At 59.9% G+C, this 22,863-nt stretch carries 19 protein-coding genes and 3 pseudogenes; 13 read left to right on the forward strand and 9 right to left on the reverse strand.

Going from position 1 to position 22,863, the window contains the following annotated elements:
* The first annotated feature begins 76 nt into the window (after positions 1–76).
* Positions 77–733 (forward strand): lipoyl(octanoyl) transferase LipB, encoded by a 657-nt coding sequence (gene lipB, locus AC0L4F_RS07310; RefSeq protein ID WP_244686921.1) that lies wholly within the window; start codon positions 77–79, stop codon positions 731–733.
* A 119-nt stretch (positions 734–852) separates the two neighbouring features.
* On the opposite strand, the gene AC0L4F_RS07315 is transcribed toward lipB, so the two are convergent.
* The gene (locus AC0L4F_RS07315; RefSeq protein WP_244686923.1) at positions 853–1,422 is read right to left on the reverse strand and encodes a carboxymuconolactone decarboxylase family protein; all 570 of its coding nucleotides are present in this window, start codon (positions 1,420–1,422) and stop codon (positions 853–855) included.
* A 98-nt stretch (positions 1,423–1,520) separates the two neighbouring features.
* Between AC0L4F_RS07315 and AC0L4F_RS07320 the strand changes: the two genes are divergently transcribed.
* The 5 genes from AC0L4F_RS07320 to AC0L4F_RS07340 all read left to right on the forward strand — a co-directional run bounded on the left by AC0L4F_RS07320 (position 1,521) and on the right by AC0L4F_RS07340 (position 5,846).
* On the forward strand, positions 1,521–2,093 hold the full coding sequence (locus tag AC0L4F_RS07320; protein ID WP_244686926.1) for a TetR/AcrR family transcriptional regulator: 573 nt from the start codon (positions 1,521–1,523) through the stop codon (positions 2,091–2,093).
* Between the two features lie 260 nt (positions 2,094–2,353).
* A complete protein-coding gene (locus AC0L4F_RS07325) occupies positions 2,354–4,024 on the forward strand; it encodes a cytochrome c oxidase subunit I (protein ID WP_244686928.1) in 1,671 nt (556 codons plus the stop codon).
* Positions 4,025–4,209: 185 nt separating this feature from the next.
* The gene (locus tag AC0L4F_RS07330) at positions 4,210–4,377 is read left to right on the forward strand and encodes a hypothetical protein (RefSeq protein WP_244686930.1); all 168 of its coding nucleotides are present in this window, start codon (positions 4,210–4,212) and stop codon (positions 4,375–4,377) included.
* Positions 4,378–4,449: 72 nt separating this feature from the next.
* Positions 4,450–4,941 carry a DUF2244 domain-containing protein gene (locus AC0L4F_RS07335; RefSeq protein WP_244687675.1) on the forward strand — a complete coding sequence of 164 codons (492 nt, stop codon included), beginning with the start codon at positions 4,450–4,452 and terminating at the stop codon, positions 4,939–4,941.
* A gap of 5 nt (positions 4,942–4,946) precedes the next feature.
* Entirely contained in the window at positions 4,947–5,846 is a 900-nt protein-coding gene (locus AC0L4F_RS07340) for a hypothetical protein (protein WP_244686932.1), read from the forward strand.
* 125 nt (positions 5,847–5,971) lie between these two features.
* Here the strand turns inward: AC0L4F_RS07340 and AC0L4F_RS07345 are convergent, their stop codons facing one another.
* The gene (locus tag AC0L4F_RS07345) at positions 5,972–6,436 is read right to left on the reverse strand and encodes a GatB/YqeY domain-containing protein (protein ID WP_244686934.1); all 465 of its coding nucleotides are present in this window, start codon (positions 6,434–6,436) and stop codon (positions 5,972–5,974) included.
* A 181-nt stretch (positions 6,437–6,617) separates the two neighbouring features.
* Between AC0L4F_RS07345 and carA the strand changes: the two genes are divergently transcribed.
* Both carA and AC0L4F_RS07355 read left to right on the forward strand, forming a co-directional pair.
* Positions 6,618–7,802: a glutamine-hydrolyzing carbamoyl-phosphate synthase small subunit gene (carA, locus tag AC0L4F_RS07350; protein WP_244686937.1), complete on the forward strand. Its 1,185-nt coding sequence runs from the start codon at positions 6,618–6,620 to the stop codon at positions 7,800–7,802.
* A 108-nt stretch (positions 7,803–7,910) separates the two neighbouring features.
* Positions 7,911–9,830, forward strand: a complete 1,920-nt coding sequence (locus AC0L4F_RS07355) for a glycosyltransferase (RefSeq protein WP_244686939.1) — start codon at positions 7,911–7,913, stop codon at positions 9,828–9,830.
* On the opposite strand, the pseudogene AC0L4F_RS07360 reads toward AC0L4F_RS07355, so the two are convergent.
* Positions 9,827–10,431: pseudogene (locus AC0L4F_RS07360) on the reverse strand (GntR family transcriptional regulator). The gene AC0L4F_RS07355 and the pseudogene AC0L4F_RS07360 sit on opposite strands and share 4 nt — an antisense overlap.
* A gap of 140 nt (positions 10,432–10,571) precedes the next feature.
* Here AC0L4F_RS07360 and AC0L4F_RS07365 point away from each other — a divergent pair.
* Together AC0L4F_RS07365 and AC0L4F_RS07370 are read left to right on the forward strand one after the other, a co-directional pair.
* Complete coding sequence (locus AC0L4F_RS07365) at positions 10,572–11,216, forward strand: pyrimidine 5'-nucleotidase (RefSeq protein ID WP_244686941.1); 645 nt, start codon at positions 10,572–10,574, stop codon at positions 11,214–11,216.
* Positions 11,217–11,289: 73 nt separating this feature from the next.
* Positions 11,290–12,522, forward strand: coding sequence for a UbiH/UbiF family hydroxylase (locus AC0L4F_RS07370; protein ID WP_244686944.1), 1,233 nt, complete (start codon positions 11,290–11,292; stop codon positions 12,520–12,522).
* Positions 12,523–12,586: 64 nt separating this feature from the next.
* On the opposite strand, the gene ilvC is transcribed toward AC0L4F_RS07370, so the two are convergent.
* Positions 12,587–13,609, reverse strand: coding sequence for a ketol-acid reductoisomerase (ilvC, locus tag AC0L4F_RS07375; protein ID WP_244686946.1), 1,023 nt, complete (start codon positions 13,607–13,609; stop codon positions 12,587–12,589).
* A 147-nt stretch (positions 13,610–13,756) separates the two neighbouring features.
* Here ilvC and AC0L4F_RS07380 point away from each other — a divergent pair, with 147 nt between their 5' ends.
* From AC0L4F_RS07380 to AC0L4F_RS07390, 3 genes are all read left to right on the forward strand, one after another.
* The gene (locus AC0L4F_RS07380) at positions 13,757–14,212 is read left to right on the forward strand and encodes an Lrp/AsnC family transcriptional regulator (RefSeq protein ID WP_244686948.1); all 456 of its coding nucleotides are present in this window, start codon (positions 13,757–13,759) and stop codon (positions 14,210–14,212) included.
* A complete protein-coding gene (locus AC0L4F_RS07385) occupies positions 14,209–14,667 on the forward strand; it encodes an Lrp/AsnC family transcriptional regulator (RefSeq protein WP_244686950.1) in 459 nt (152 codons plus the stop codon). Before AC0L4F_RS07380 ends, AC0L4F_RS07385 begins: the two co-directional genes overlap by 4 nt.
* Before the next feature lie 94 nt (positions 14,668–14,761).
* A complete protein-coding gene (locus AC0L4F_RS07390) occupies positions 14,762–15,886 on the forward strand; it encodes an aminotransferase class V-fold PLP-dependent enzyme (protein WP_244686952.1) in 1,125 nt (374 codons plus the stop codon).
* Positions 15,887–16,022: 136 nt separating this feature from the next.
* Here the strand turns inward: AC0L4F_RS07390 and glmM are convergent.
* The 5 genes and pseudogenes from glmM to AC0L4F_RS07415 form a co-directional block, all read right to left on the reverse strand.
* Positions 16,023–17,364, reverse strand: a pseudogene (glmM, locus tag AC0L4F_RS07395) (phosphoglucosamine mutase).
* On the reverse strand, positions 17,354–18,316 hold the full coding sequence (gene folP, locus AC0L4F_RS07400) for a dihydropteroate synthase (protein WP_473446174.1): 963 nt from the start codon (positions 18,314–18,316) through the stop codon (positions 17,354–17,356). The pseudogene glmM and the gene folP overlap by 11 nt, the downstream one beginning before the upstream one ends.
* Positions 18,317–18,411: 95 nt before the next feature.
* Positions 18,412–19,344, reverse strand: a complete 933-nt coding sequence (locus AC0L4F_RS07405; protein ID WP_244686955.1) for a dihydroneopterin aldolase — start codon at positions 19,342–19,344, stop codon at positions 18,412–18,414.
* 147 nt (positions 19,345–19,491) lie between these two features.
* On the reverse strand, positions 19,492–20,133 hold the full coding sequence (locus tag AC0L4F_RS07410; protein WP_244686957.1) for a cell wall hydrolase: 642 nt from the start codon (positions 20,131–20,133) through the stop codon (positions 19,492–19,494).
* 175 nt (positions 20,134–20,308) lie between these two features.
* Positions 20,309–22,812, reverse strand: a pseudogene (locus tag AC0L4F_RS07415) (putative PEP-binding protein).
* Positions 22,813–22,863 lie beyond the last annotated feature (51 nt).

Below are 22,863 nucleotides of genomic sequence, written 5' to 3' on the forward strand. Positions count from 1 at the left end.
GGTGCCACATGTATGCATGGCCGAATGACCGAAAATCGGGTTTTCCCCGCCCCGGTGGCGGTGTAGATCCGACAACATGGTAGACTGGATAATCTCTGACGGGCTGACCGAATACGACGACGCGGTCCAATTCATGGAAACCCGCGCCGCGGCCATTGCCGAGGGCCGTGCGCAGGAAGCGATCTGGCTGGTGGAACATCCACCGCTTTATACTGCGGGGACATCCGCAAGGATCGAGGATCTGACCGATCCAGACCGTTTTCCGGTGCATACGTCAAAACGCGGCGGGCAATATACCTATCATGGCCCCGGCCAGCGGGTGGCCTATGTCATGTTGGACGTCGGCAAACGCGGTCGCGATGTGCGCCGCTTTGTCCAGCAGCTGGAACATTGGGTGATTGCAACGCTGGATGCCTTCAACGTCAAGGGCGAGATTCGCGAAGGCCGGGTTGGCGTCTGGGTCCAGCGCAATGACAAACCGCTGACCGCAACCGGCGCCCCACAGGAAGACAAGATTGCCGCAATCGGCATTCGCCTGCGCAAATGGGTCAGCTTTCACGGGGTGTCGATCAACGTAGAGCCGAATCTGGAGCATTTCACCGGGATCGTGCCCTGTGGCATCACCGAACATGGGGTCACCAGTCTGGTGGACCTGGGGTTGCCGGTAAACATGGACGATCTGGATGTGGCCTTGCGCGCCAAATTCGATGAGATCTTTGGCGAGATCGCCTGAAATATACCAGCCTGACGCAAATCAACCGGTCACAACTAGCCTGACACAAAACAAAAGGCCCCCGCCCGAGGGCGAGAGCCAGACATTAATACGGCAAACGCCGCACCACTATCCCTGGGTCATGCGACCAAAGGTTTGTCCGAACGGGTCCAGGCCAGCGGCTTGAACACATCATCAATCGGCGTTTGCGCAAGGTGGTTGGTGTAGTTCGACATTGTCTTCTGCGCGATGCCGAGAATCACGTCCAGAACCGCGCGATGGCCGAAGCCGGCATCAAAGAATGTCTGCAGCTCTTCTTCGCTGACATTCCCGCGCGAGCGCACCATTTTCAATGTAAAGGTCCGCAGCGTTTCGAGCTTTGCGGTCGGCAGCGGTGTTTCATCGCGCAGCGCATTCGAAATCTCGTCCGAGACCTTCATCATCTTGGCAATACCGGTGTGGGCCGGGACGCAGTAGTGGCATTCGTTCTCGACGTTGATCGCCTGCCAGACCACGGTCATCTCATCCGCGTCGAATTCGGTTTCGGTGAACAGCTTGTGCAGCACCTGATAGCCTTCATAGGCCTGCGGGCTTTCTGCCAGCACCTTGTGCAGGCCCGGCAGACGGCCAAACGCCTTTTGCGAGTTTTCCAGCAGCGGCTTGGAGGCTTCGGGGGCGGAATCGAGATCATGCGAGGGGAACTGAGCCATGGGATGTCCTTTTGGGTTGATGTTCGAGATGACATTTAGGCTTTCTTGAGCGATCACTCAAGTATATAATTGAGCGATCGTTCAAGAATTGGTGACCCATGCCCCGCAAACCCTCCTATGACCGTGATGATCTGATCAACCGCGCCCGTGATCTGTTTTGGAAACGGGGCTGGGCAGGCACATCGCTCAAGGATCTGGAGGCGGAATTGAAAATGAAGCCGGGCAGCTTCTATGCCGCGTTCGGGTCAAAGGATGCGCTTTTTGCACTGGCGCTGGATCGTTATGCCGCCGACGGTCAGGATCGGTTGAAGGCCCTGGCAGAGGCCAAGGGCCCGCTCGGCGCCTTGCAGGCCTTTCCGATGCAGGTCTTGCAAAACACCCAGGCCGCCGCGAAGGCCTGTATGTTGTCCAAGACATTGCTGGAACTTCAGGCCCATGCGCACCCTCTTGCCGATCAGGCCGACGCACATCTGCGCCGGATGGAGGCCTCTTTTGCCGATCTCTTTCGCGCGGCACAGGCTCAGGGGCTGATCACATCCGACCAGTCGCCAGCCGCCCTCGCCCGTCGGTATCAATCCGATCTGCTGGGGTTGCGGGTGTCGGCCCAGCGCCCCGGCATAGATGCAACAGCGATCGCACAAGAAATGTCCCAGGAACTCGCCCGTTTGTAATCGGCGCGCGATCAGAGCGGATTTGCCGGTGAACCCAACCGGACAGGCCCGCCCCGAAACATCCCACCACGACAAATCGCGCCCGGCAAAATACCGCTGCATCCATTTGCCGGTTCTTGATTTTCAACCGACTGCGACAAAAATACTTGATCTGCGTCAAACTCCCCCGTTGCCGTCACCGCCGCCACATTCTAGAACCGGATTAGATTCCAGGTGTACGCACATGCGTATGCCCCAGATTTGTCTACAGGAGGCACGACATGGCTGACGCCGCCATTCACGGCCACGAGCATGAAGATCAGCGTGGGTTCTTTACCCGCTGGTTCATGTCCACCAACCACAAGGATATCGGGATTCTCTACCTGATCACCTCGGCTTTGGCGGGTTTCATCTCGGTGGCATTTACCGTTTACATGCGACTGGAGCTTATGGAGCCGGGCGTACAATACATGTGTATGGAAGGCGCTCGCATGATCGCCTCGGATGCGACATGTACGCCCAATGGCCATCTGTGGAACGTGCTGATCACCGGTCACGGCATCCTGATGATGTTCTTTGTCGTCATTCCGGCATTGTTCGGCGGTTTCGGCAACTATTTCATGCCGCTGCAAATCGGCGCGCCGGACATGGCCTTCCCGCGGATGAACAACCTGTCCTACTGGCTGTATTTTGCCGGCACCATGCTGGCGGTCTGTTCGGTTGTTTCGCCGGGCGGTAACGGCCAATTGGGTTCTGGTGTGGGTTGGGTTCTGTATCCGCCGCTCTCCGTCAAAGAAGGCGGGTTGTCGATGGATTTGGCGATCTTTGCCGTGCACGTTTCGGGCGCAAGCTCGATCCTGGGCGCGATCAACATGATCACCACCTTCCTCAACATGCGCGCACCGGGCATGACCCTGTTCAAGGTGCCGCTGTTTTCCTGGGCGATCTTTGTCACAGCCTGGCTGATCCTTCTGTCCCTGCCGGTTCTGGCGGGCGCGATCACCATGTTGCTGACCGACCGCAACTTCGGCACGACCTTCTTTGATCCTGCTGGCGGTGGCGACCCGATCCTCTATCAGCACATCCTGTGGTTCTTTGGCCACCCGGAAGTGTACATCGTGATCGTTCCCGGTTTCGGCATCATTTCCCACGTGATCTCGACCTTCTCGCGCAAGCCGGTGTTCGGCTATCTGCCGATGGTCTGGGCGATCATCGCGATTGGCGCGCTGGGTTTTGTTGTCTGGGCACACCACATGTACACCGTTGGCATGTCGCTGACCCAGCAGAGCTATTTCATGATGGCCACCATGGTCATTGCGGTTCCGACCGGCGTGAAGATCTTTAGCTGGATCGCGACCATGTGGGGCGGATCGATCGAGTTCAAGGCACCGATGATGTTCGCCATGGGCTTCTTGTTCCTGTTCACCGTGGGCGGCGTGACCGGCATCGTTCTGTCGCAGGCTGGCGTCGACCGGGCCTATCACGACACATATTATGTCGTGGCGCACTTCCACTATGTGATGAGCTTGGGCGCGGTCTTCTCGATCTTCTCGGGGATCTATTTCTACTTCGCCAAGATGACCGGCCGTCAGTATTCCGAGCCGCTCGCGCATCTGCACTTCTGGATGTTCTTCATCGGCGCGAACCTGACGTTCTTCCCGCAACACTTCCTGGGCCGTCAGGGCATGCCGCGCCGCTACATCGACTATCCAGAGGCCTTTGCCACCTGGAACTACTGGTCGTCGGTTGGTGCATTCATCTCCTTCGCTTCGTTCCTGTTGTTCTTCTACATTGTTGCCCATGCTCTGCTGAAAGGCGCAAAAGAGACCCGCAACAACTATTGGAACGAATATGCCGACACGCTGGAGTGGACACTGCCCACACCGCCGCCAGAGCATACTTTCGAAATCCTGCCCAAGCAGGAAGACTGGGACAAAGGTCACGCGCATTAAGCTGCTGACACCCTGTTGAAAAGACCAAGGCCCGCGAATTTCGCGGGCCTTTTCTTTTGCCCGCGTGAGCGAACGCAACTGGCCGACACAACGGGCAGAAACGTCAACAAATGTGACCCACCGCACGCCAGTGGTGGGTGGCCCATGCGATAGGTCCCCATGCATTGCAGTCCCGGACCAATCCCATGTTTCAAAAAATCGCCATTCCCGCTTTGACCGGCCTTTTGATCACCGTCGCCGCCGCGCCGGTTCTGGCCTTTACCATGCCGAACCTGCCCAACCTGACCTTTCCGACCGATACGGTGGCAGACGACACCGAATGCACGGCCCACTGCCCCACGACGTCTGGGTAATCGCGGCCCAATTCATATTGATCGGCCCATTTTCCCATCGACGCGGCAATCGCGGATACCTATATCTTGGCCATGCCCTATTGCTGGTTAAACAATTCCGCATCTGACGAGGCCGAGTTGCGCCTCTGGCCGCATCAATCGCTGCCTGCGCGCGGCTATGCTGCGTTTCTTCTGGCAACTTTTGTTTTCGCCACCATGCCGCTCTATGGGCTGCTGGGCACAAAACTGCTTTGGGGGTTGTTGCCGTTTCTGTTGTTGGCCTTGGCCGGGGTCTGGTTCGCGCTGGACCGCAATCGCCGCAACAGCCAGATCCTGGAGGTGCTGCGCCTGACCCCGTCCGAGGTATCCTTGACCCGCCAGAATCCAAAGGGCCCGGATCAGAGCTGGTCTTGCAATCCGTTCTGGGCCAAGGCACATTTGCACACCTCGGAAGGTCCAGTGCCAAATTACGTCACCCTGAGCGGCGCGGGACGTGAAGTCGAGATTGGCACATTTCTGTCAGAAGATGAGCGGAAGGCGCTTTACCGCGATCTGCTGCGCCATCTGCCCTATCGGATGGCCTAGGCTGGATGGCCCAAATCCCCGCAACATCAAAATCCGCCCGGTTCAGGCGACGGACCTGCGCCACAGTCCTGGGGGCCGAATGGCTTTTGCGTCATGACCGCACGCTGCAATCATCGGAACGCGCAGCGCTGAAGGCACGCCAGACGCCGCCGAAACAACCGGCACAGCAAGTTGTCTTTTTGATCCCGCTGGTGGGCCGCCATCATGTGCAGGACTGGCAGGGCACCTGCACCAGACTGACCGCCACGCTGACCGCCCTCTTGCGACAGTCAAATCCGAACTGGCAGGCGGTGGTTTGTGGACAGGACCGCCCAACCTCCCTGCCCGACGATCACCGCATCACGTTTCTGCCGTTTGAGACACCGGTCGCGGGCAATGACAAATGGCACAAGCTGGCGCAGCTGACCACCTATCTGCCGCATCTTGGGGTTGCGGCGGGCTATGCCATGACCTTTGATGCGGATGATATTGCCCATCCCGATCTGGTTAAGGAAATGCTGGGCAATCAGGCCGCCGGAGGCTACCTCGCCGAAACCGGATATGTGTGGGATCAGGGCGCGGCGACACTTGCCTTGGCCGGACCACGCAGATGGTCAATGCCGCTGCGCAAACCATTTTGGAAACTCTGTGGGTCTTGCGCCGCCGTCCGGTTCGATCTGGCGAATGGCCCCGTCGAGATCGACTATCTGCGCGAGATGAGCCAACATGAACACCGCATGTTCCCTTACCTCGCCCAATTGGCGGGCCGACCGCTGACACCGCTGCAATCACCCAAGGTGCTATACCTGTTGAATCACGGTGAGAATTTTGGTGCACGCCGGGGCCGTGTCAGCTTCAAGACACGCTTCGTGCAACGCTACCGCGTCACGGATGACGCGGCAGTGCGTGCAGATTTTGATGTTTGACACCGTTTGGTGTTTGGCCCGGCTTGATCTCTGACTCAGCATGACCTTGCAGTCATACCAAGTCGGAAAACCATCCATCGCGGCCCAAATCAGGCCTGATTCAGGCCCGATCAGGTCACGCGCGATCAGGCCTGCGCCAAGCGGTCTTTGACCATCGGGCCGACGGCACCGAAATCCATCTGACCGGTGTAACGGGATTTCAACTCTCCCATCACCTTGCCCATGTCGCGGATCGAGGTCGCCCCGACCTCGCTCACGGCGCCGTCGATTGCTTTGGCCACTTCATCGTCGCCAAGCTTGCGCGGCAGGAATTCTTCGATCACGGTGATTTCAGACAATTCCCGCTCTGCCAGATCCAGCCGACCACCCTCTTCATAGGTGCGTGCGCTTTCCTGGCGCTGTTTGACCATTTTGCCAAGGATGGCCAAAACATCGGTCTCTTCGACCGTCTGTTCCTCGCCTTCCCCTCTCAGGGCAATTTCGCGATCCTTGATGGCAGCACTAATCAGACGCAACGTTGACAGCCGCTGAGCGGCCTTGTCACGCATGGCCTGTTTGAGCGCTGAATTGATGTCTGCGCGTAAACTCATGTTGTCCCATCCCCATGGGTTAATCGAAGTCACCACAATATGCCATGCAACGATTGCTGGCAACCGTCAGATTATTTTGATAACCCACTGTAAAGAATAGGAAACTCTATTTGGCGTCAGAACGCCCAATGGCCTTGACCCGGCTGGCGCCAGACCTTAGGTTCCGGCAAATTTACCCGACATGATGGATGGAATCGCCGAAATGACCGTGCGCGCCGATCAAACCCCAACAGCCTGTCTCGCGCTTGCCGATGGCACGGTTTTCTATGGCACAGGTTTTGGCGCAACCGGCACCAAGGTGGCGGAATTGTGCTTCAACACCGCCATGACCGGCTATCAGGAAATCATGACAGATCCGTCTTATGCCGGCCAGGTCGTGACCTTCACCTTCCCCCATATCGGCAATACCGGCGTCAATCCCGAGGATGACGAAACCGGCGATCCGGTGGCCGAAGGTATGGTGGTCAAATGGATGCCGACCGATGCCTCGAACTGGCGCGCGGCACAGGAATTGGGCGATTGGCTGGCGGCACGCGGCCGCATTGCCATTGGTGGCATCGACACCCGTCGGTTGACCCGCGCAATCCGTCAACAGGGTGCCCCGCATGTGGCGCTGGCCCATGATCCCGACGGGAATTTCGATCTCGAAGCGCTGATCGCCCAGGCCCGCGCCTTTCAGGGGCTGGAGGGGCTTGACCTCGCGCTGGATGTAACCTGTTCGCAAAGTTATCGTTGGAATGAAATGCGGTGGGCCTGGCCGGATGGCTATGCTCAACAGGAAAGCCCCAAACACAAGGTTGTCGCGCTGGATTTCGGCGCAAAGCGCAATATCCTGCGCTGCCTCGCCTCGGCGGGATGTGATGTCACGGTGCTGCCCGCCACGGCCACAGCGGCAGAGGTGCTGGCACATCAACCGGACGGGGTGTTCCTGTCCAACGGGCCCGGGGATCCGGCGGCCACCGGCAGCTATGCGGTGCCGATGATTCAAACGCTGATCTCGGAAACCAACCTGCCGATTTTCGGGATTTGCCTTGGGCATCAGATGCTTGCCCTGGCGCTTGGTGGACGGACCATCAAGATGAACCACGGCCACCACGGCGCCAACCATCCGGTCAAGGACATGGCATCCGGCAAGGTTGAAATCACCTCGATGAACCACGGTTTTGCCGTCGACGCCGCCAGCCTGCCGGACAATGTGATGCAAACGCATGTCTCGTTGTTTGACGGATCGAACTGCGGCATTGCGCTGAAATCCGAGGGCCGCGCGGTGTATTCTGTGCAACACCACCCTGAGGCCAGCCCCGGCCCGCAGGACAGTTTCTATTTGTTCGAGCAATTTGCCGCGGCAATGGCGGCAAATAGTTAACGGATCCGGGCGACTTTACTTGGGCTGTTAACCTTACCTTAAGATATTGTTAACGAAGCCTTAAGCAAAAATTTGTCATTCTGGCCCTGCGGAAAACAGGCCAGAGACATGAGTCCTTCGAAAGTGCAATTGCGCGGCCCACAAACCGCGCGCCTCAGCCCACATTACCGGCAACCGCTGGGGCGGATTCTGGTGGATACTGGGGTTTTGACCCCGGACCAGTTGCTTTTGGGTCTGGGCATCCAAGCGCAATGTCACGCGCCCCTGCCACAGGTGCTTCTGGCCGAGGGTCTGGTCAGTGGCGAGGATATTCTGCGGGCGCAGTCCGCACAATATGCCGCGCTTTCCCTGACCTTAACGGATACCCCGCCGAACGCCGACTGCTATGGCGCGCTGGACCCGCTGTTTTGTCTGAAACATGGCATCATGCCCTGGGATCGGCTTGGCGAAACATTGGTGGTGGCCACCTGCCACCCGGATCAATTCGAAGATTTGTTGGCATTATTGCCCGACCAAACCGGCCCGGTGGTCATGGGGATCGCGTCCGAAACCGATATTCACGCCGCAATTGCCGCCGCCCATGCCAAAACTTTGTCCAAACTGGCGGAAACCGCCCTGCCCGAAGAGGACAGCTGTCGTGGCATGCGCGTGGTCGCCGACCGCCGGGATCTGCGCCGCATGGCATTGCTTGGAATTGCCTTGGCCACTGTGGCGGCGGTCTTTCCGGCCTTGGTCTATGGTGTGGCCGCGACCTGGGCGATCTTCACATTGTTTTGCATCACCTACATGAAAGCTGCGGCATGTATCGCCCGATTGCGCGGCCCGTTGGTGTCCACCGCAACCGGTTCCACCAAATTGACCAAACCGCCGCCCAAAGTGTCGATGTTGGTGCCGCTGTTTCGAGAAAAAGACATTGCAACCCGGCTTGTCGCGCGGCTTTCGCGCCTGACCTATCCCAAATCCCGGCTCGACGTTGTTCTGCTGCTTGAGGCGGAGGACACACAAACCCAGGCCGCATTGGACAAGGCGGAATTGCCGCCCTGGATGCGTATTTTGGTTGTCCCTCCGGGCGAGTTGACGACCAAACCAAGGGCATTGAACTATGGCATTCGGTTTTGCGATGGCGAGATTCTTGGCATCTATGACGCCGAGGATAATCCAGCACCCGACCAGATTGATCTGGTTGCCGCCCATTTTGAAACCGCACCGGATGATGTTGCCTGCCTTCAGGGTATTTTAGATTTTTACAATCCGCATGCCAATTGGTTGGCCCGCTGTTTCACCATCGAATATGCCTCTTGGTTTCGGGTCATTTTACCGGGGCTGACGCGGATGCGACTTCCGATCCCGTTGGGTGGCACGACCCTGTTCTGCCGTCGTCAGGTGCTTGAGGATCTGGGGGGATGGGACGCGCACAACGTGACCGAAGACGCCGATTTGGGCATTCGTCTGTCGCGACACGGTTTTCGCACACAGATGATAAATTCCGTCACGCTGGAAGAGGCGAATTGCGCCCTGTGGCCATGGGTCCGGCAAAGATCCCGCTGGCTGAAAGGGTACATGGCAACCTATCGCGTCCATATGCGCCGCCCGCGGGTTTTGCTGCGCGATCTGGGATGGCGCGGGTTCATTGGCTTTCAGGTGCTGTTCCTTGGCGCGCTGAGCCAATTCGTCATGGCACCCGTCTTATGGTCGTTCTGGTTGGCCATTTTTGGGCTGCCGCATCCGCTGGTGACCTGGTTCGGTCCGGACATAGAAACAGGTATCAAGATTCTGTTCCTGTTGACCGAGGCTTTGGGCCTGACCATTGGCATGGCAGCCGTGGCCAGCCCGCAACATCGCCGTCTTATCCCCTGGGTGCCGACATTGATGTTCTATTTCCCATTGGGATCAATTGCGGCCTACAAAGCATTGATAGAGCTTATCAATCGCCCGTTCTTTTGGGACAAGACAGACCATGGTCACAGCAATGATGAACCCGTTTTGGACCACGAGGAGGTCAAACCCGGAGCGGTCACAAACGCCTAGTCGTCGGCCATGCTGTCCAGTTTCAACCGGGTCACAAAGGCCACCGAGATATGTGATTTCAACGCGTCGTTGGCGGCGGCTTCATCGCGCGCCTCGATTGCGCGGACGATGGCATCATGTTCTTCCAGCGCCTTTTCACCCGGCCTTCGGCCGCCAGTGACGTGGTGGCCATCAGGGCCATCGAACGATGCACCAAATCCAGTTGCTGCACCAGAAACCGGTTATGCGACGCAAGATGGATTTGTTTGTGAAACCGCCGGTTCGCGCGTGCAAGCGCCGATGGTTTGTTGACCAATGCGCGATCGTCTTCGACCATGTCGCGCAGCACCCGGGTTTCTTCGGCGGTGGCATGACGCGCCGCCAGCCGCGCCGCCAGCGCCTCCAGCTCGGCGCGCACCACATAGAGTTCTGCCAATTGGTTGTGATCCAGCGACGCCACGATAAGCGACCGCCCGTCCCGCGACAAAAGAGATTGGGTTTCAAGCCGTTGTAATGCCTCGCGAATTGGCGTGCGGCTCATCCCCAGCCGGTCGGCCAGATCGCTTTCAACCAGCCGGTCACCCGGGCGAAAGGTGCCAACGTCGATCGCCTCCAGGATCATGGTATAGGCGTCTTTTTGTATCGGCGCTTTCTGGGTCACCTGTGCGCTCCTCCGCTGGACTTCGCGGCACCATACTCAGACACCCCCGTCGCGGCAATACGGCCATTGCACCGCGCGACCACCGGGGATAGCGTGCCGCCATGGCAAAAGCACAATTTTCCCACGTCACCCATTGGGTCTTTGACCTTGACAACACATTGTACCCACCTGAATCGGCACTATTTTCCCAGATAGAGCCGCGGATGACCGCCTTTGTGATGGCGGCCCTTGGCGTGGCCGAGTCCGAGGCAAATCACCTGCGCAATCACTATTGGAAAACCTATGGCACGACGCTGGCGGGATTGATGCGCGAACATGATGTCGATCCCGGCCCCTATCTGCATGATGTGCATCAAATCGATTTCTCGGTTCTGGTGCCCGACCCGACGCTGGCCGATCATATCCGCGCGCTGCCGGGACGGCGGATTGTCTATACCAACGGCACCGGGCCTTATGCGGAACAGGTGCTGTCGGCGCGCGGTTTGTCCGGGTTGTTTGATGCGGTATATGGCGTGGAACATGCCGGGTTCCTGCCCAAACCGGAACGCGCCGCGTTTGAAACCATCTTTGCCCGCGACGGCACCGATCCCACAAAGGCCGCCATGTTCGAGGATGACCCCCGCAATCTGGCCGCGCCACATGAAATGGGAATGCGCACGGTGCATGTCGCCGGCACGCCGCATCTGGCCGATCACATCCAACATCACACCGATGATCTTAGCGGGTTTCTGTCACGCTTGACCTAGAGGCTGCCAGAGCTGCTCTGTCACATGGCAATTCTGCAAGCACACCCTATTTTCATCCCAAAGGAGGTGGCCCATGCAGCACGACATTATCATCGCCGGTGGCGGCATTGCGGGGCTGACCGCCGCTGCGGCCTTTGGCCAGGCCGGGTTTTCCGTCCTCTGTGTCGACCCAAGCCCGCCGGTGACCAGCCGCGATGCGGCCAGCGCCGATCTGCGCAGCACGGCGTTTTTGCAACCGGCGCGGGGTTTTCTGGAAACCACCGGCATTTGGCCCCGGCTTGCCCCCCATGCCACGCCACTGGACACGATGCGGATCATCGACGCAGGCGGCGCAGCCACCGATGCACCCATCAGCGATAATCCCGCCAGCCATAATCGCATCAGCCGTGATTTTGAGGCGCGTGACATTTCCGATCTGCCTTTTGGGTGGAACCTGCCAAACTGGCTGTTGCGCCGAGAGTTGGCCGCCCGTCTGGGGGAATTGGACAAGGTCACCTTTGTCACCGGTGCCGCGGTGACCGGGTTGTTCACCCGGACCAATATGGCGCGCGTCACCCTGTCCGACGGTCAGCACCATATGGCAAAGCTGGTGATCGCCGCAGACGGGCGGAATTCCACCCTCCGCCAGGCTGCGAATATTCCGGTAAAAACCACAAGATTCGGGCAAAAGGCCCTCGCCTTTGCCGTGACCCATCCCATCCCGCATTGCAATGTCTCGACCGAGGTGCACCGCAGCGGCGGGCCGTTTACATTGGTGCCATTGCCGGATTTTGACGGCATGCCCTTATCCGCAGTGGTCTGGATGGACGAAGGCCCAAAGGCCCAGGCGCTGTTTGACATGGACACCGCCGCGTTCGAGGCGGCGATGACCGAGCGGTCCACCGGGATATTTGGGCCCTTGCGCTTGGTGTCGCGCCGGTCGATCTGGCCGATTGTGGCGCAATGCGCCGGGCAATTGGCCGGGGAACGGCTGGCGCTGGTGGCCGAGGCCGCGCATGTGGTGCCCCCGATTGGCGCACAGGGGTTGAATATGTCGCTTCAGGATCTGTCCACCTTGCTGGACCTTGCCATCGCACAGCCAGACCGGCTTGGCGATCAACAGATGCTGGATCAGTATCACCGTGCCCGGATCACCGATATTCGCGCGCGGGTCGCGGGGATCACCGCGCTTAACCGGGCGTCGATGTTGTCGGCCGCGCCGCTGCGCAAACTGCGCGCCGCCGGGATTTCGGCCCTGCATGACGTGACCCCGGTCCGCCGCGCCCTGATGCAGATCGGCCTTGGCAGCAAACGCCGACATCCCTGACCCCAAACAAAAAGCCCGGCGCAATGGCCGGGCTTTTCACTAGCGTAATGTGATCCGAACCGGATCAGTTCTTTTCTTTGTCGACCATTTTGCCGGCCGAAATCCACGGCATCATGCCGCGCAGTTTGGCGCCGGTGGCTTCGATCGAATGCTCGTCGTTGATTTTGCGGGTCGCTTTGAACGACGGCTGGCCAACGGCATTTTCCAGCATGAAGTCACGCACAAATTTGCCGGTCTGAATGTCGGTCAGAACCTCTTTCATCCGCTTCTTGGTCTCGTCGTAGGGCAGAATGCGCGGGCCGGAGACGTATTCGCCGTATTCCGCGGTGTTCGAGATCGAGTAGTTCATGTTGGCGATGCCGCCTTCGTAGATCAGGTCCACGATCAGCTTCACTTCGTGCAGGCATTCGAAATAGGCCATTTCCGGCTCGTAGCCAGCTTCGACCAGCGTCTCAAAGCCCATGCGGATCAGTTCGACCAAACCACCGCAGAGAACAGCCTGTTCGCCGAACAGGTCGGTTTCGCATTCTTCACGGAAGTTGGTTTCGATGATGCCCGAACGGCCGCCACCGATGGCCGAGCAATAGGACAGGCCGATTTCCAGCGCTTTGCCCGATGCGTCGTTGTGAACCGCCACAAGGCAAGGCACGCCGCCGCCTTTGGTGTATTCGCCGCGCACGGTGTGGCCGGGGCCTTTGGGGGCCATCATGATGACGTCAACGCCGGGCTTCGGCTCGATCAGGCCGAAATGCACGTTCAAACCGTGGGCAAAGGCAATCGCCGAGCCTTCTTTCAGGTTGTCATGCACATATTTCTTGTAGGTTTCGGCCTGCAATTCGTCGGGCATGGTGAACATGATCACATCACACCAGGCTGCCGCTTCGGCAATACCCATAACCTTAAGGCCTTCGCCTTCGGCTTTTTTGATCGAAGGCGAGCCGTCGCGCAGGGCAACAACCACGTTCTTCGCGCCGGAATCGCGCAGGTTCAGCGCATGGGCGTGGCCCTGGCTGCCATAGCCGAGAATTGCGACTTTCTTGTCTTTGATCAGGTTCACATCGCAATCGCGATCATAATATACGCGCATATCGGTCTTCCTTGTATTGGTCTTCACTTCGGTGTTCGTCTGGCGGGCAATCTACGGCGTCCCGTGGGTAAATGCGCGTCAAATCCGCAGGAATTTTGCAATTTCCCGATTTATCTATTCGCGTGATCCCGATACTAGATGGAAATCATGCTTGACGATACAGACCGACGCATTCTTCGCCAGATGCAGGCCGATCCGGACCTGCCCCTGTCCGCCCTGGCAGGCCGGGCCGGTGTGACCGCCGCCACCCTGTCGCGGCGGTTGGAACGCATGCGCGAGATCGGTGTATTGCTGGGCAAACGGGCGGAAATCAATTGGCAGGCCCTCGGCTATACGATTGAAGTGTCCTTGCGCATCACGCTGGACAAAACGCAATCGCGCGCCTTTGACGATTTTCTGGAGGCGGCGCGCAAGGTGCCAGAGGTGATCGAAATCCAGACCTTTCTGGGTCAGGTCGATGTGCGATTGGCGGTGATTGCCCGCGACATCCCTCACTATCAGGAAATCTACCGCGCGCGGCTGTTGACCCTGCCACATCTCGCCGATGTCGAGGCGTTGATGCATGTGTCGCGCATCAAGGACAACGAGGTGTTTCCGGTGTGACCGATTTTGACGCCACCGACCGCGCCATTTTGCGCGCCCTGTCGCGGGATGCCAGCCAATCGGCCGGCACCTTGGGGCGTCGCTTGGATCTGTCGCAACCCGCCACATGGCGGCGGATCAAACGATTGCGCGATGCCGGGGTGATTTCCGGCACCCGGTTGATATTGGATCGTGAAAAGCTGGGCTTTGGTGTGACGGTGTTTTTGGGGGTGAAACTGGCCACCAAGGGCCGCATCAGCCTGGAGGATTTTGAACGCGCCGTGACCGCCATCCCGGAAGTACAGACCGTGGAACATGTGCTGGGGCTTTATGATTATCGGTTGCGGGTGGTGGCGCGGGATCTGTCGGATTTTGAGCGGGTTTTGCGGCGGCGCATCATGACCCTGCCCGGCGCCGGGCATGTCGAGGCCAATGTGCTGTTGAGCGAAGAACGCCTGCCCGGCCCCTTGGGTTGATAGCTTCGCCACTGCGTCGGTCCCGGCGCGACGGTGCTTATCGACAATGGTGATCTGTCCTTCTAACCATGGTGGGACAGATAAAGGAGGCACCATGGCCCTGCGTGACGATATTGACCCGAATGGGTATGATGAATTTTCGGTGGTCTTCACCGACCGGTCGCTCAACCATATGTCAGCGACATTCCAACAGGTGATGCGTGACATCTCGGACAACCTGAAATCGGTATATGGCGCCAGCGCTGTGGCGCTTGTCCCCGGTGGTGGCACCTTTGCGATGGAGGCCGTGGCCCGCCAATTTGCCCAGAACGCGAATTGCCTTGTGGTGCGCAACGGCTGGTTTTCCTTCCGTTGGAGCCAGATTTTTGAGGCCGGCGGTTTCACCGGGTCCGAAACCGTGATGAAGGCGCGCCGGACCGGCAATGACGCACAATCGCCCTTTGCCCCCGCCCCGATCGAAGAGGTCACTGCGCGCATTCGCGCCGAAAAGCCCGATCTGGTGATTGCGCCACATGTGGAAACATCGTCCGGGATCATCCTGCCCGACGCCTATGTCACCGCCATGGCGGCGGCGGCGCATAAGGTTGGCGCGCTGATGGTTCTGGATTGCATTGCTTCGGGCTGTGTCTGGGTGGATATGGCGGCGACCGGCGTCGATGTGCTTATTTCGGCACCACAAAAAGGGTGGTCCTCCACGCCCTGCGCCGGGTTGGTGATGTTGTCGGATCGCGCGATGGCGCGGATGGAGGCCAGCACATCCAACAGTTTTGCGGCGGATCTCAAGAAATGGCACCAGATCATGTTGGCCTATGAAAACGGCGGCCATGCCTATCACGCGACATTGCCAACCGATGGGCTGCGCGCCTTTCGCGACACCATGCTGGAGAGCCGTGACATCGGATTCGAGCATCTGGCCGCAGCGCAATGGGACCTTGGCACCAAGGTGCGGGCCCTGCTGGCGTCCCACGGCATCCCGTCCGTGGCCGCGCCGGGTTTTGAAGCCCCCGGTGTCGTGGTCAGCTATACCGCAAATCCGGAGATCCAGTCAGGGCGTGCCTTTGCCGCCGAAGGCACACAGATCGCCGCTGGTGTGCCGTTGCAATGTGACGAAGGTGACGGATTTTCCACGTTCCGGCTGGGGCTGTTCGGGTTGGACAAGCTCGCGGATGTGGATGCCACAGTGGAGCGGTTGCAAAAGACACTGAATAAGGTCGTCTGAGACGGCGTTGTTTGGGGCAAGGCTTGGGGCCAGGCCGGGAAAAAAAGGTGTCGCCGCGCCGATGCGCGCCGACAGGCTGGGGGCCAGCCCCCAGACCCCCGGGATATTTCGGGTCAGATGAAGTTGAGCCCGGTGTTCACACCACGTCCTGAACGGCGTCGACCACACGGTCGACCACCCGTTCCAACATGGCCGGATCTTCGCATTCTGCCATGACACGGATCAGAGGCTCTGTGCCGGATTTGCGGATCAGCAACCGACCTTTGCCAGTCAGATCAGCCTCGGCTGCGGCAATCGCGGCTTTGACACCTGCGGCCTCCAACGGGAGCTGGCCGACCCCGTAACGGACGTTTTTCAGCATCTGCGGCACAGGTTCGAAATTCTGCGCCAGTTCAGAGGCCTTGCGCCCGGTGCGCGCCATTTCAGCCAGGAATTGCAGGCCCGCCATCAGACCATCGCCGGTGGTCGCATAATCGGTCATCACGATATGGCCCGATTGTTCCCCCCAGGTTCCAGCCGCCGGAGCGCATCGCCTCGACCACATAGCGGTCGCCGACGCCGGTGCGTTCCAGCCGCAAGCCGCGATGCGACAGGAAACGTTCCAACCCGAGGTTCGACATGACCGTGGCGACCAGGGTGCCACCGATGAGGCGGTTTTCCTCGGCCCAGCGCGCGGCCATCAGCGCCATGATCTGATCGCCGTCCGCCACTTTGCCAGTTTCGTCGATCATCATTACCCGATCCGCATCGCCGTCGAGACAGATACCAACCGCCGCACCATGGGCGACGACGGCCTCGGCAGCGGTGGCGGGTTTAGTTGATCCACAACCTTGATTGATATTGAAACCATTGGGCTGCACCCCCACCGGGATCACCTCGGCGCCCAATTCCCAAAGCACCTCGGGCGCGGCACGATAGGCGGCGCCATTGGCGCAATCTATCACCACCTTCATGCCATCCAGCCGCATTCCAGCGGGAAAAGAGCCTTTGACCCGCTCTTGATAGCGATAACGGCCATCATCAATCCGCTGGGCGCTGCCGATATTGCTGGCCGAGGCCGGTTCAACACCTGCTTCGATCAGCTTTTCAATTTCGGCTTCAGCTTCGTCCGAGAGTTTGAATCCATCGGGGCCAAAGAATTTGATGCCGTTGTCTTCGGCTGGATTATGCGAAGCCGAAATCATGATGCCAAGATCCGCACGCATCGAGGGCGTGAGCAGGCCGACAGCGGGGGTCGGCACCGGGCCCAGCAAAAGCACGCTCATCCCCGTCGACGTCAGCCCGGCGGTCAGAGCATTTTCAAACATATAGCCAGAGCGGCGGGTGTCCTTGCCAATCACAACGCGGTGCACGCCGCGTTTTTCCCGGCGAAAATACCGCCCCGCCGCCGCGCCGATGCGCAAGGCCATTTCGGCGGTCATTGGTGCGGTATTGGCGGTGCCGCGCACACCATCAGTGCCAAACAACTTACGTGTCATTCATAGTTCCCTGTTCTATCGCCTGCCAAAGCCGCAATGCCTGTTTCGTTTCCGCGACATCGTGAATTCGCAGGATCTGGGCGCCCTGGGCGACCGCTGCAAGCGCCAGAGCCAGCGACCCCGGAACCCGATCATTGGGGTCTGCTGCGTGGCCCACAACCCGGATCAGCCCCTTGCGCGATCCGCCCACCAAAAGAGCAACCCCAAGCCCGTGAAACAGGCTCAGCCCCTGGAGAAGGGCAAGGTTGTGAGTGGTCGATTTTCCAAATCCCAGCCCCGGATCAGCGACAATCCGATGGCGCGGGATACCCGCTTCGATCAACATACAGATCTGCGCATTCAGAAAATCAAAGACGTCCAACAGCACGTCGTCATACTGTGGATTATCCTGCATGTCCTGCGGGTTGCCCTGGGTGTGCATCACGCAGACCGGCACATGATATTGCCCGCAGTAAGGTGCCAGCGTCTTGTCGAACGTAAAACCGGACACGTCATTGACCAGCACCGCACCGGCGGTCAGGGCCGATTGCGCGACGGGTTGCTTGCGTGTGTCGATAGAGAGCGGCGTTTCCAGAACCTGGTTCAGCGCCTGGATTACCGGTTCAACCCGGGCGATCTCTGCCTCGACCGGGACGTCGACCGCACCGGGTCTGGTGCTTTCGCCGCCGATGTCGATGATGTCTGCGCCCTGCTCTGCCATCAACCGGGCATGGGTGACGGCACGGGCCGGACCATTGTGGCGGCCACCGTCGGAAAAGCTGTCGGGGGTTACGTTCAAAATGCCCATCAAGCGCGGCGCATTCATGTGCAGGCCGGCGATGGGGGGGCGCGGCGTCGACAGGCGCTCGATCACATGATCGGGGATCTCGGCCACGGGGACAATTCTGGCGGGGTCCTGACGGTGCAGCCGCTCGGCATGGGTAAACCAGCACCAGCCCCCCGCCAATGTCACAGCATCCTCGGGTCGGTGCGGCCCACGCTGAACCAGCGGGCGGAAATATGCGTCGGTCAGAAGTCATTTGTCTGTGCATGCGGGAATCTGTGCGATCACGCAAGGATGTGTTGGGTAATATCGACGGCACGCATCGCAAGTCCGGCGGCAACCGGCAGATCCTCGCCAATGACCAGAAATTCCGCCGCCTCCAGCTGACCGGCGAACCAGGCCGCCAGCGCCACGGAATCACGGGCCTGGCTTTTGGGGCCCTCGACCGCATCTAGGACAATCTTGGACGGGGCCCAGAGGCTGATCTGGTCGTGTTTCATGCCCCAGTCGACCTCTGTCCGGGTGCCGACAACCACACAGCGTGGATCGCGCGCCGCCAGAACCCAGCCGTTTTGTTCAATCGCCAAAAGATCAATCCGCCGTTGCGCCAGCGGGTGATCGGCCACCGGGCGTGCGCCGTCCGGCAGGCCGACGCACAACAGAACCGGTGCGCCCTTTGCCGCCAGCCGGTCAATCCAGCCGGACAAATGTTCCGATGCAATCGCGGCATTCGACAGATAGACCACACGCGGATGTGGTTTTTCTTCGGCTTGCGGGGCCTGATGATCGGGATTGATGTCGCCACGGCTGCGGACGATTTCGACGCCAAGCGCGCCGGGACCGCGATCCAGTTTCTCAATCCGGACAAAGACCCGCATCGCCTGGGGTTCCAGCAGAATGCGTTCGGCCACACGTTCGGCCAGGGTTTCCAGCAGGTTCAGCCGCTCTTCCGCCAGCTCATGTGCAATCGCTTCGGTGACACGATCATAGCTGAGGATTCGGTCGACATCGTCACAGATGCCATCGTCGGCATGGGCGACCTCGACCACGACATTGAAACACACCCGTTGGGTATGGCCCCGCTCGGATTGAAAGGCGCCGATTTCCACAGCAACGATATGGTCGCGCAGAGAAATCCGATCACGCGGCGGCATGCCTTCGGTTGCTGCCGCCCGTTCGGATGGATGGGAAAAGGCGAGATGGATTTCCTGGCTCATGTCGGGCACCCCGGTTGTCGTGTGCGCTTGGGTCTATCAGGCGCGTTGCCGCGCCAAAAGCCCCTTCGCATCACCACCCCATTTTGGCGCCGCCCGGGGCACGGCCCGGCCAGCGGTCATCTTCCTGCCCCGACCCCGCCAAGCGGATCAGTTTTTCGACACACGCTGGGGCTGGCGGTAAAACCGATGCACGCCAATTGTGGTGGTATGGGCAAATTTGCGCGCCCAATTCGGGTTGACCGCCGTGGTGTGATAGTGGGTCGCGCCATCGGTCAAATTGCGCGGCAGGCCGGAAATCACGGCAGAGGCAATCTTGGCCACACGGGAATAGGCCGCGGGTTCGCCAATATGTTCGGCATTGCCATCACAGGTATAGGTGAACTGACAGGCGTATTTTCGGCCTGTGCCCTGTTTGATCACACCACAGACCGTATCGGGAAACCGGCTGCTTTTCACCCGGTTCATGATCACTTCGGCGACGGCCACCTGGCCTTTGATGCTTTCACCGCGGGCTTCGAAATACAACGCCTCGGCCAGACAGTTTGCCTGGGCGTTTTTCTTGGCCGATGGCAATGTCGCCAGCCATTCACGATCATAGGCGGAATTTTTGGCGGCGGGCGGCGTGGTTTCGCCCAATGCCCATTTCAACGTGCCACTGGGCACGGAATTCAGTCCCTGGCGCTCCAGATTGATCAGGCGCCCCACCTTATCCAAACGCAATTCAGCAGCGGCCCCGGTCCCCAGCAGTCCAAGGATCGTGGCTGCAATAGCAGCAAATTTCAGTCGCATCTAAGTCCCTCACACACGCAAGCCCGAGCGGTCCCGGGCTTCAAGCAGTTCGGTCTGTATATAGAATTTGTCAAAAATCGCATAGCGACGCGCTGCCGCAGCGGAAATCCGCCGTTGCGGCCCTGCCACACCCCGGATGCATCGCAATATTACGCGGCCAAACCAGTGTGGTCCGCTATATTTTGTCCCGTATCGCAAGTTGCGCCGCAGCAAGCCGCGCCACCGGAACCCGGAAGGGTGAACAGGAGACATATGTAAAACCGATGTCCCGACAGATGGCAATCGATTCGGGATTGCCGCCATGTTCACCGCAAATCGACAAAACCACATCGGGGCGCGCCTTGCGCCCACGGTCGGCCCCGATCCGCAAAAGCTCGGCCACGCCATCGACGTCCATGACATGGAACGGATCTTCGGCAAAGACCCCCTGCTGGACGTATTCCGACATGAACCGCCCGGCGTCATCGCGCGACAAACCATAGGTCATCTGCGTCAGATCATTGGTGCCGAAGCTCAGGAAATCCGCATGGCCTGCGATTTCCTCGGCCCGCAGGGCGGCGCGCGGCGTTTCCACCATCACCCCAAGGCGATAGTCAAAATTCCGTCCGGTTTCATTGCGCACGGCTGCGGCCACCGCATCGACGCGGGTTTTGACAATCTCGACCTCGCGTTTGGCGGACACCAGCGGGATCATGATTTCCGGCACCACCGGCGCGCCATCGCGGCTGGCGGCGATGGTCGCCTCAAAGATCGCCCGCGCCTGCATGTCATAGATTTCCGGCATGGTGATGCCCAGCCGCACCCCCCGCATTCCCAGCATCGGGTTGTATTCGCCCAAACTCTCGACCCGGCGTTCGACGTCACTGACCGGCAGGTCCAGCGCCTCGGCCAGGGCGCGCATCCCGGCCTTGTCGGTGGGCAGAAATTCATGCAGCGGCGGATCAAACAGCCGGATACAGACCGGCAGCCCCTGCATGATTCGAAACAATTCAATGAAATCCGCACGTTGCATCGGCAACAGCAGCTCCAGCGCGGCGCGGCGATCCTCGGCCGAATTGGCAAAGATCATTTCCCGCATCACGATCATGCGGTCGGTTTCAAAGAACATATGCTCGGTCCGGCACAGCCCGATGCCATCAGCGCGAAAATTTCGCGCCGTGGTGGCATCCATCGGCGTGTCGGCATTGGCGCGAATGTCGATGTCACGCACCGCATCGGCCCATTCCATCAGCTTTTGAAAACTTTCGTCCAGCGCCGCCTCAAGCATAGGCGGGCTGCCCTGAAGCACTTCGCCGGTGGCGCCGTCGATGGTGATCAGATCGCCCTCGGCAAAGACCCGGCCATCCAGCGCCACAAGTTTCTTTTTGCGAATGTGGAACCCCATTCTGACGGCCCCCACGACACAGGGTATCCCCATCCCGCGCCCGATCACCGCCGCATGGCTGGTCATGCCGCCGCGTTCCGTCAGCACACCGACCGCAGCCTGCATACCGCGAATATCCTCGGGCGAGGTTTCGCGGCGCACAAGGATACAGGCCTCGTCACGGGCGGCACTGGCCTGGGCGGCTGTGGCGGTAAACACGATCCGGCCGGTGGCAGCCCCCGGGCTGGCCGCGACACCCCGGCCAAGGATATCGCGATCGGCATCCGGGTCGATCTGGCGGTGCAAAAGCTCGCTCAGCGCGCGCGGTTCTACCCGCAACAGCGCCTCTTCGCGGGGAATGACCTTGTCCTCGGCCAAAGCCACGGCAATCCGCACCGCCGCCCGGTTGGACCGGCGCACCCGAACGCCGTCAAGCACATGCACCCGACCGCCCTGGATCGTGAATTCAATCTGCATCTCGGCGCGCAGCTTGCGGCGCATTCGTTCGGCAATATCAACGATTTCGGCAAAAGCCTGCGGCGCAACCTCTTCCAGCGACGGACCACGTGCGTCCTGCGCCAGAAACAGGGCCTCTGCCCCGCCGGTCAACGCATCGCGCCCCTGGCTCTGGCTGAGGTAACGCCCGGTGATCTGGCGCAGGCCGGTGTGGCTGTTGACCAATTGCAACACGCCCGATCCGGTTTCCCCTTCGGCCGCCTCTGGCCGTCCGATCCCCAGCGCCATTTCCTGAACCACAAGGCCCAGACCGGCATCGGCTGCGCGCCCTTGGCCTGACGCAAAAGACGTGCGGTTGTGCCCTCCCATGCCCGCGCCATAGAGCGCAGAACCTGACGCAATTGCACCTCGGGTTCCTGTGGGAATGGTTCCTCGGCCTCTTCCTCATAGGCGCGCAGCGCCTCGGACAGGGCCTGGGCGCCTTCGACGCTGATGTCATCGAACATATCGGGATCAAGACGGGCAACATGCACCGCATAAGCCTCGACAAAACGGGTATAAAGCGCCGCCGCGGCATTGGCGCCAAGCGTGTCGCACATTTCGACGAAACGCGCATCATTCATGCCGATGTTCAGGATCGCACCGGGGCCGCCCCAATCGGGATCTTGCGACGAGGGCCGCACGCACAGCAACGCCCCCTCCGGGAATTCCGCCAGAATCTTGGCTATGTCCGGCGCATGTCCGCTGGCCAGCCCATGCACCGCATCAAACGACAGCGCCACCGTGCGTGGCACCGGCAAATCCATCCGCACCAACCGTTGCAGGCATTTCGCCCGCCCGCCATGGGTGTTGGCGGCCATCGGCGCCGTGGGGGTGATCGGCGTGACATTGGGGTTTTCCTGCAACAAGAC

It is taken from the genome of Marinovum sp. J2-8, assembly GCF_055808435.1.

Bases quoted from the DNA above. Each gene is read 5' to 3' on its own strand.
- AC0L4F_RS07380 (WP_244686948.1), top strand. From the start codon at position 13,757: ATGCTTGACGATACAGACCGACGCATTCTTCGCCAGATGCAGGCCGAT.
- AC0L4F_RS07355 (WP_244686939.1), top strand. From the start codon at position 7,911: ATGAGTCCTTCGAAAGTGCAATTGCGCGGCCCACAAACCGCGCGCCTC.
- AC0L4F_RS07365 (WP_244686941.1), top strand. From the start codon at position 10,572: ATGGCAAAAGCACAATTTTCCCACGTCACCCATTGGGTCTTTGACCTT.
- AC0L4F_RS07405 (WP_244686955.1), bottom strand. From the start codon at position 19,344: ATGAGCCAGGAAATCCATCTCGCCTTTTCCCATCCATCCGAACGGGCG.
- AC0L4F_RS07315 (WP_244686923.1), bottom strand. From the start codon at position 1,422: ATGGCTCAGTTCCCCTCGCATGATCTCGATTCCGCCCCCGAAGCCTCC.
- AC0L4F_RS07345 (WP_244686934.1), bottom strand. From the start codon at position 6,436: ATGAGTTTACGCGCAGACATCAATTCAGCGCTCAAACAGGCCATGCGT.
- AC0L4F_RS07320 (WP_244686926.1), top strand. From the start codon at position 1,521: ATGCCCCGCAAACCCTCCTATGACCGTGATGATCTGATCAACCGCGCC.
- AC0L4F_RS07390 (WP_244686952.1), top strand. From the start codon at position 14,762: ATGGCCCTGCGTGACGATATTGACCCGAATGGGTATGATGAATTTTCG.
- AC0L4F_RS07340 (WP_244686932.1), top strand. From the start codon at position 4,947: ATGGCCCAAATCCCCGCAACATCAAAATCCGCCCGGTTCAGGCGACGG.
- AC0L4F_RS07335 (WP_244687675.1), top strand. From the start codon at position 4,450: ATGCCCTATTGCTGGTTAAACAATTCCGCATCTGACGAGGCCGAGTTG.
- lipB (WP_244686921.1), top strand. From the start codon at position 77: ATGGTAGACTGGATAATCTCTGACGGGCTGACCGAATACGACGACGCG.
- carA (WP_244686937.1), top strand. From the start codon at position 6,618: ATGATGGATGGAATCGCCGAAATGACCGTGCGCGCCGATCAAACCCCA.
- AC0L4F_RS07370 (WP_244686944.1), top strand. From the start codon at position 11,290: ATGCAGCACGACATTATCATCGCCGGTGGCGGCATTGCGGGGCTGACC.
- AC0L4F_RS07410 (WP_244686957.1), bottom strand. From the start codon at position 20,133: ATGCGACTGAAATTTGCTGCTATTGCAGCCACGATCCTTGGACTGCTG.
- ilvC (WP_244686946.1), bottom strand. From the start codon at position 13,609: ATGCGCGTATATTATGATCGCGATTGCGATGTGAACCTGATCAAAGAC.
- AC0L4F_RS07330 (WP_244686930.1), top strand. From the start codon at position 4,210: ATGTTTCAAAAAATCGCCATTCCCGCTTTGACCGGCCTTTTGATCACC.
- AC0L4F_RS07325 (WP_244686928.1), top strand. From the start codon at position 2,354: ATGGCTGACGCCGCCATTCACGGCCACGAGCATGAAGATCAGCGTGGG.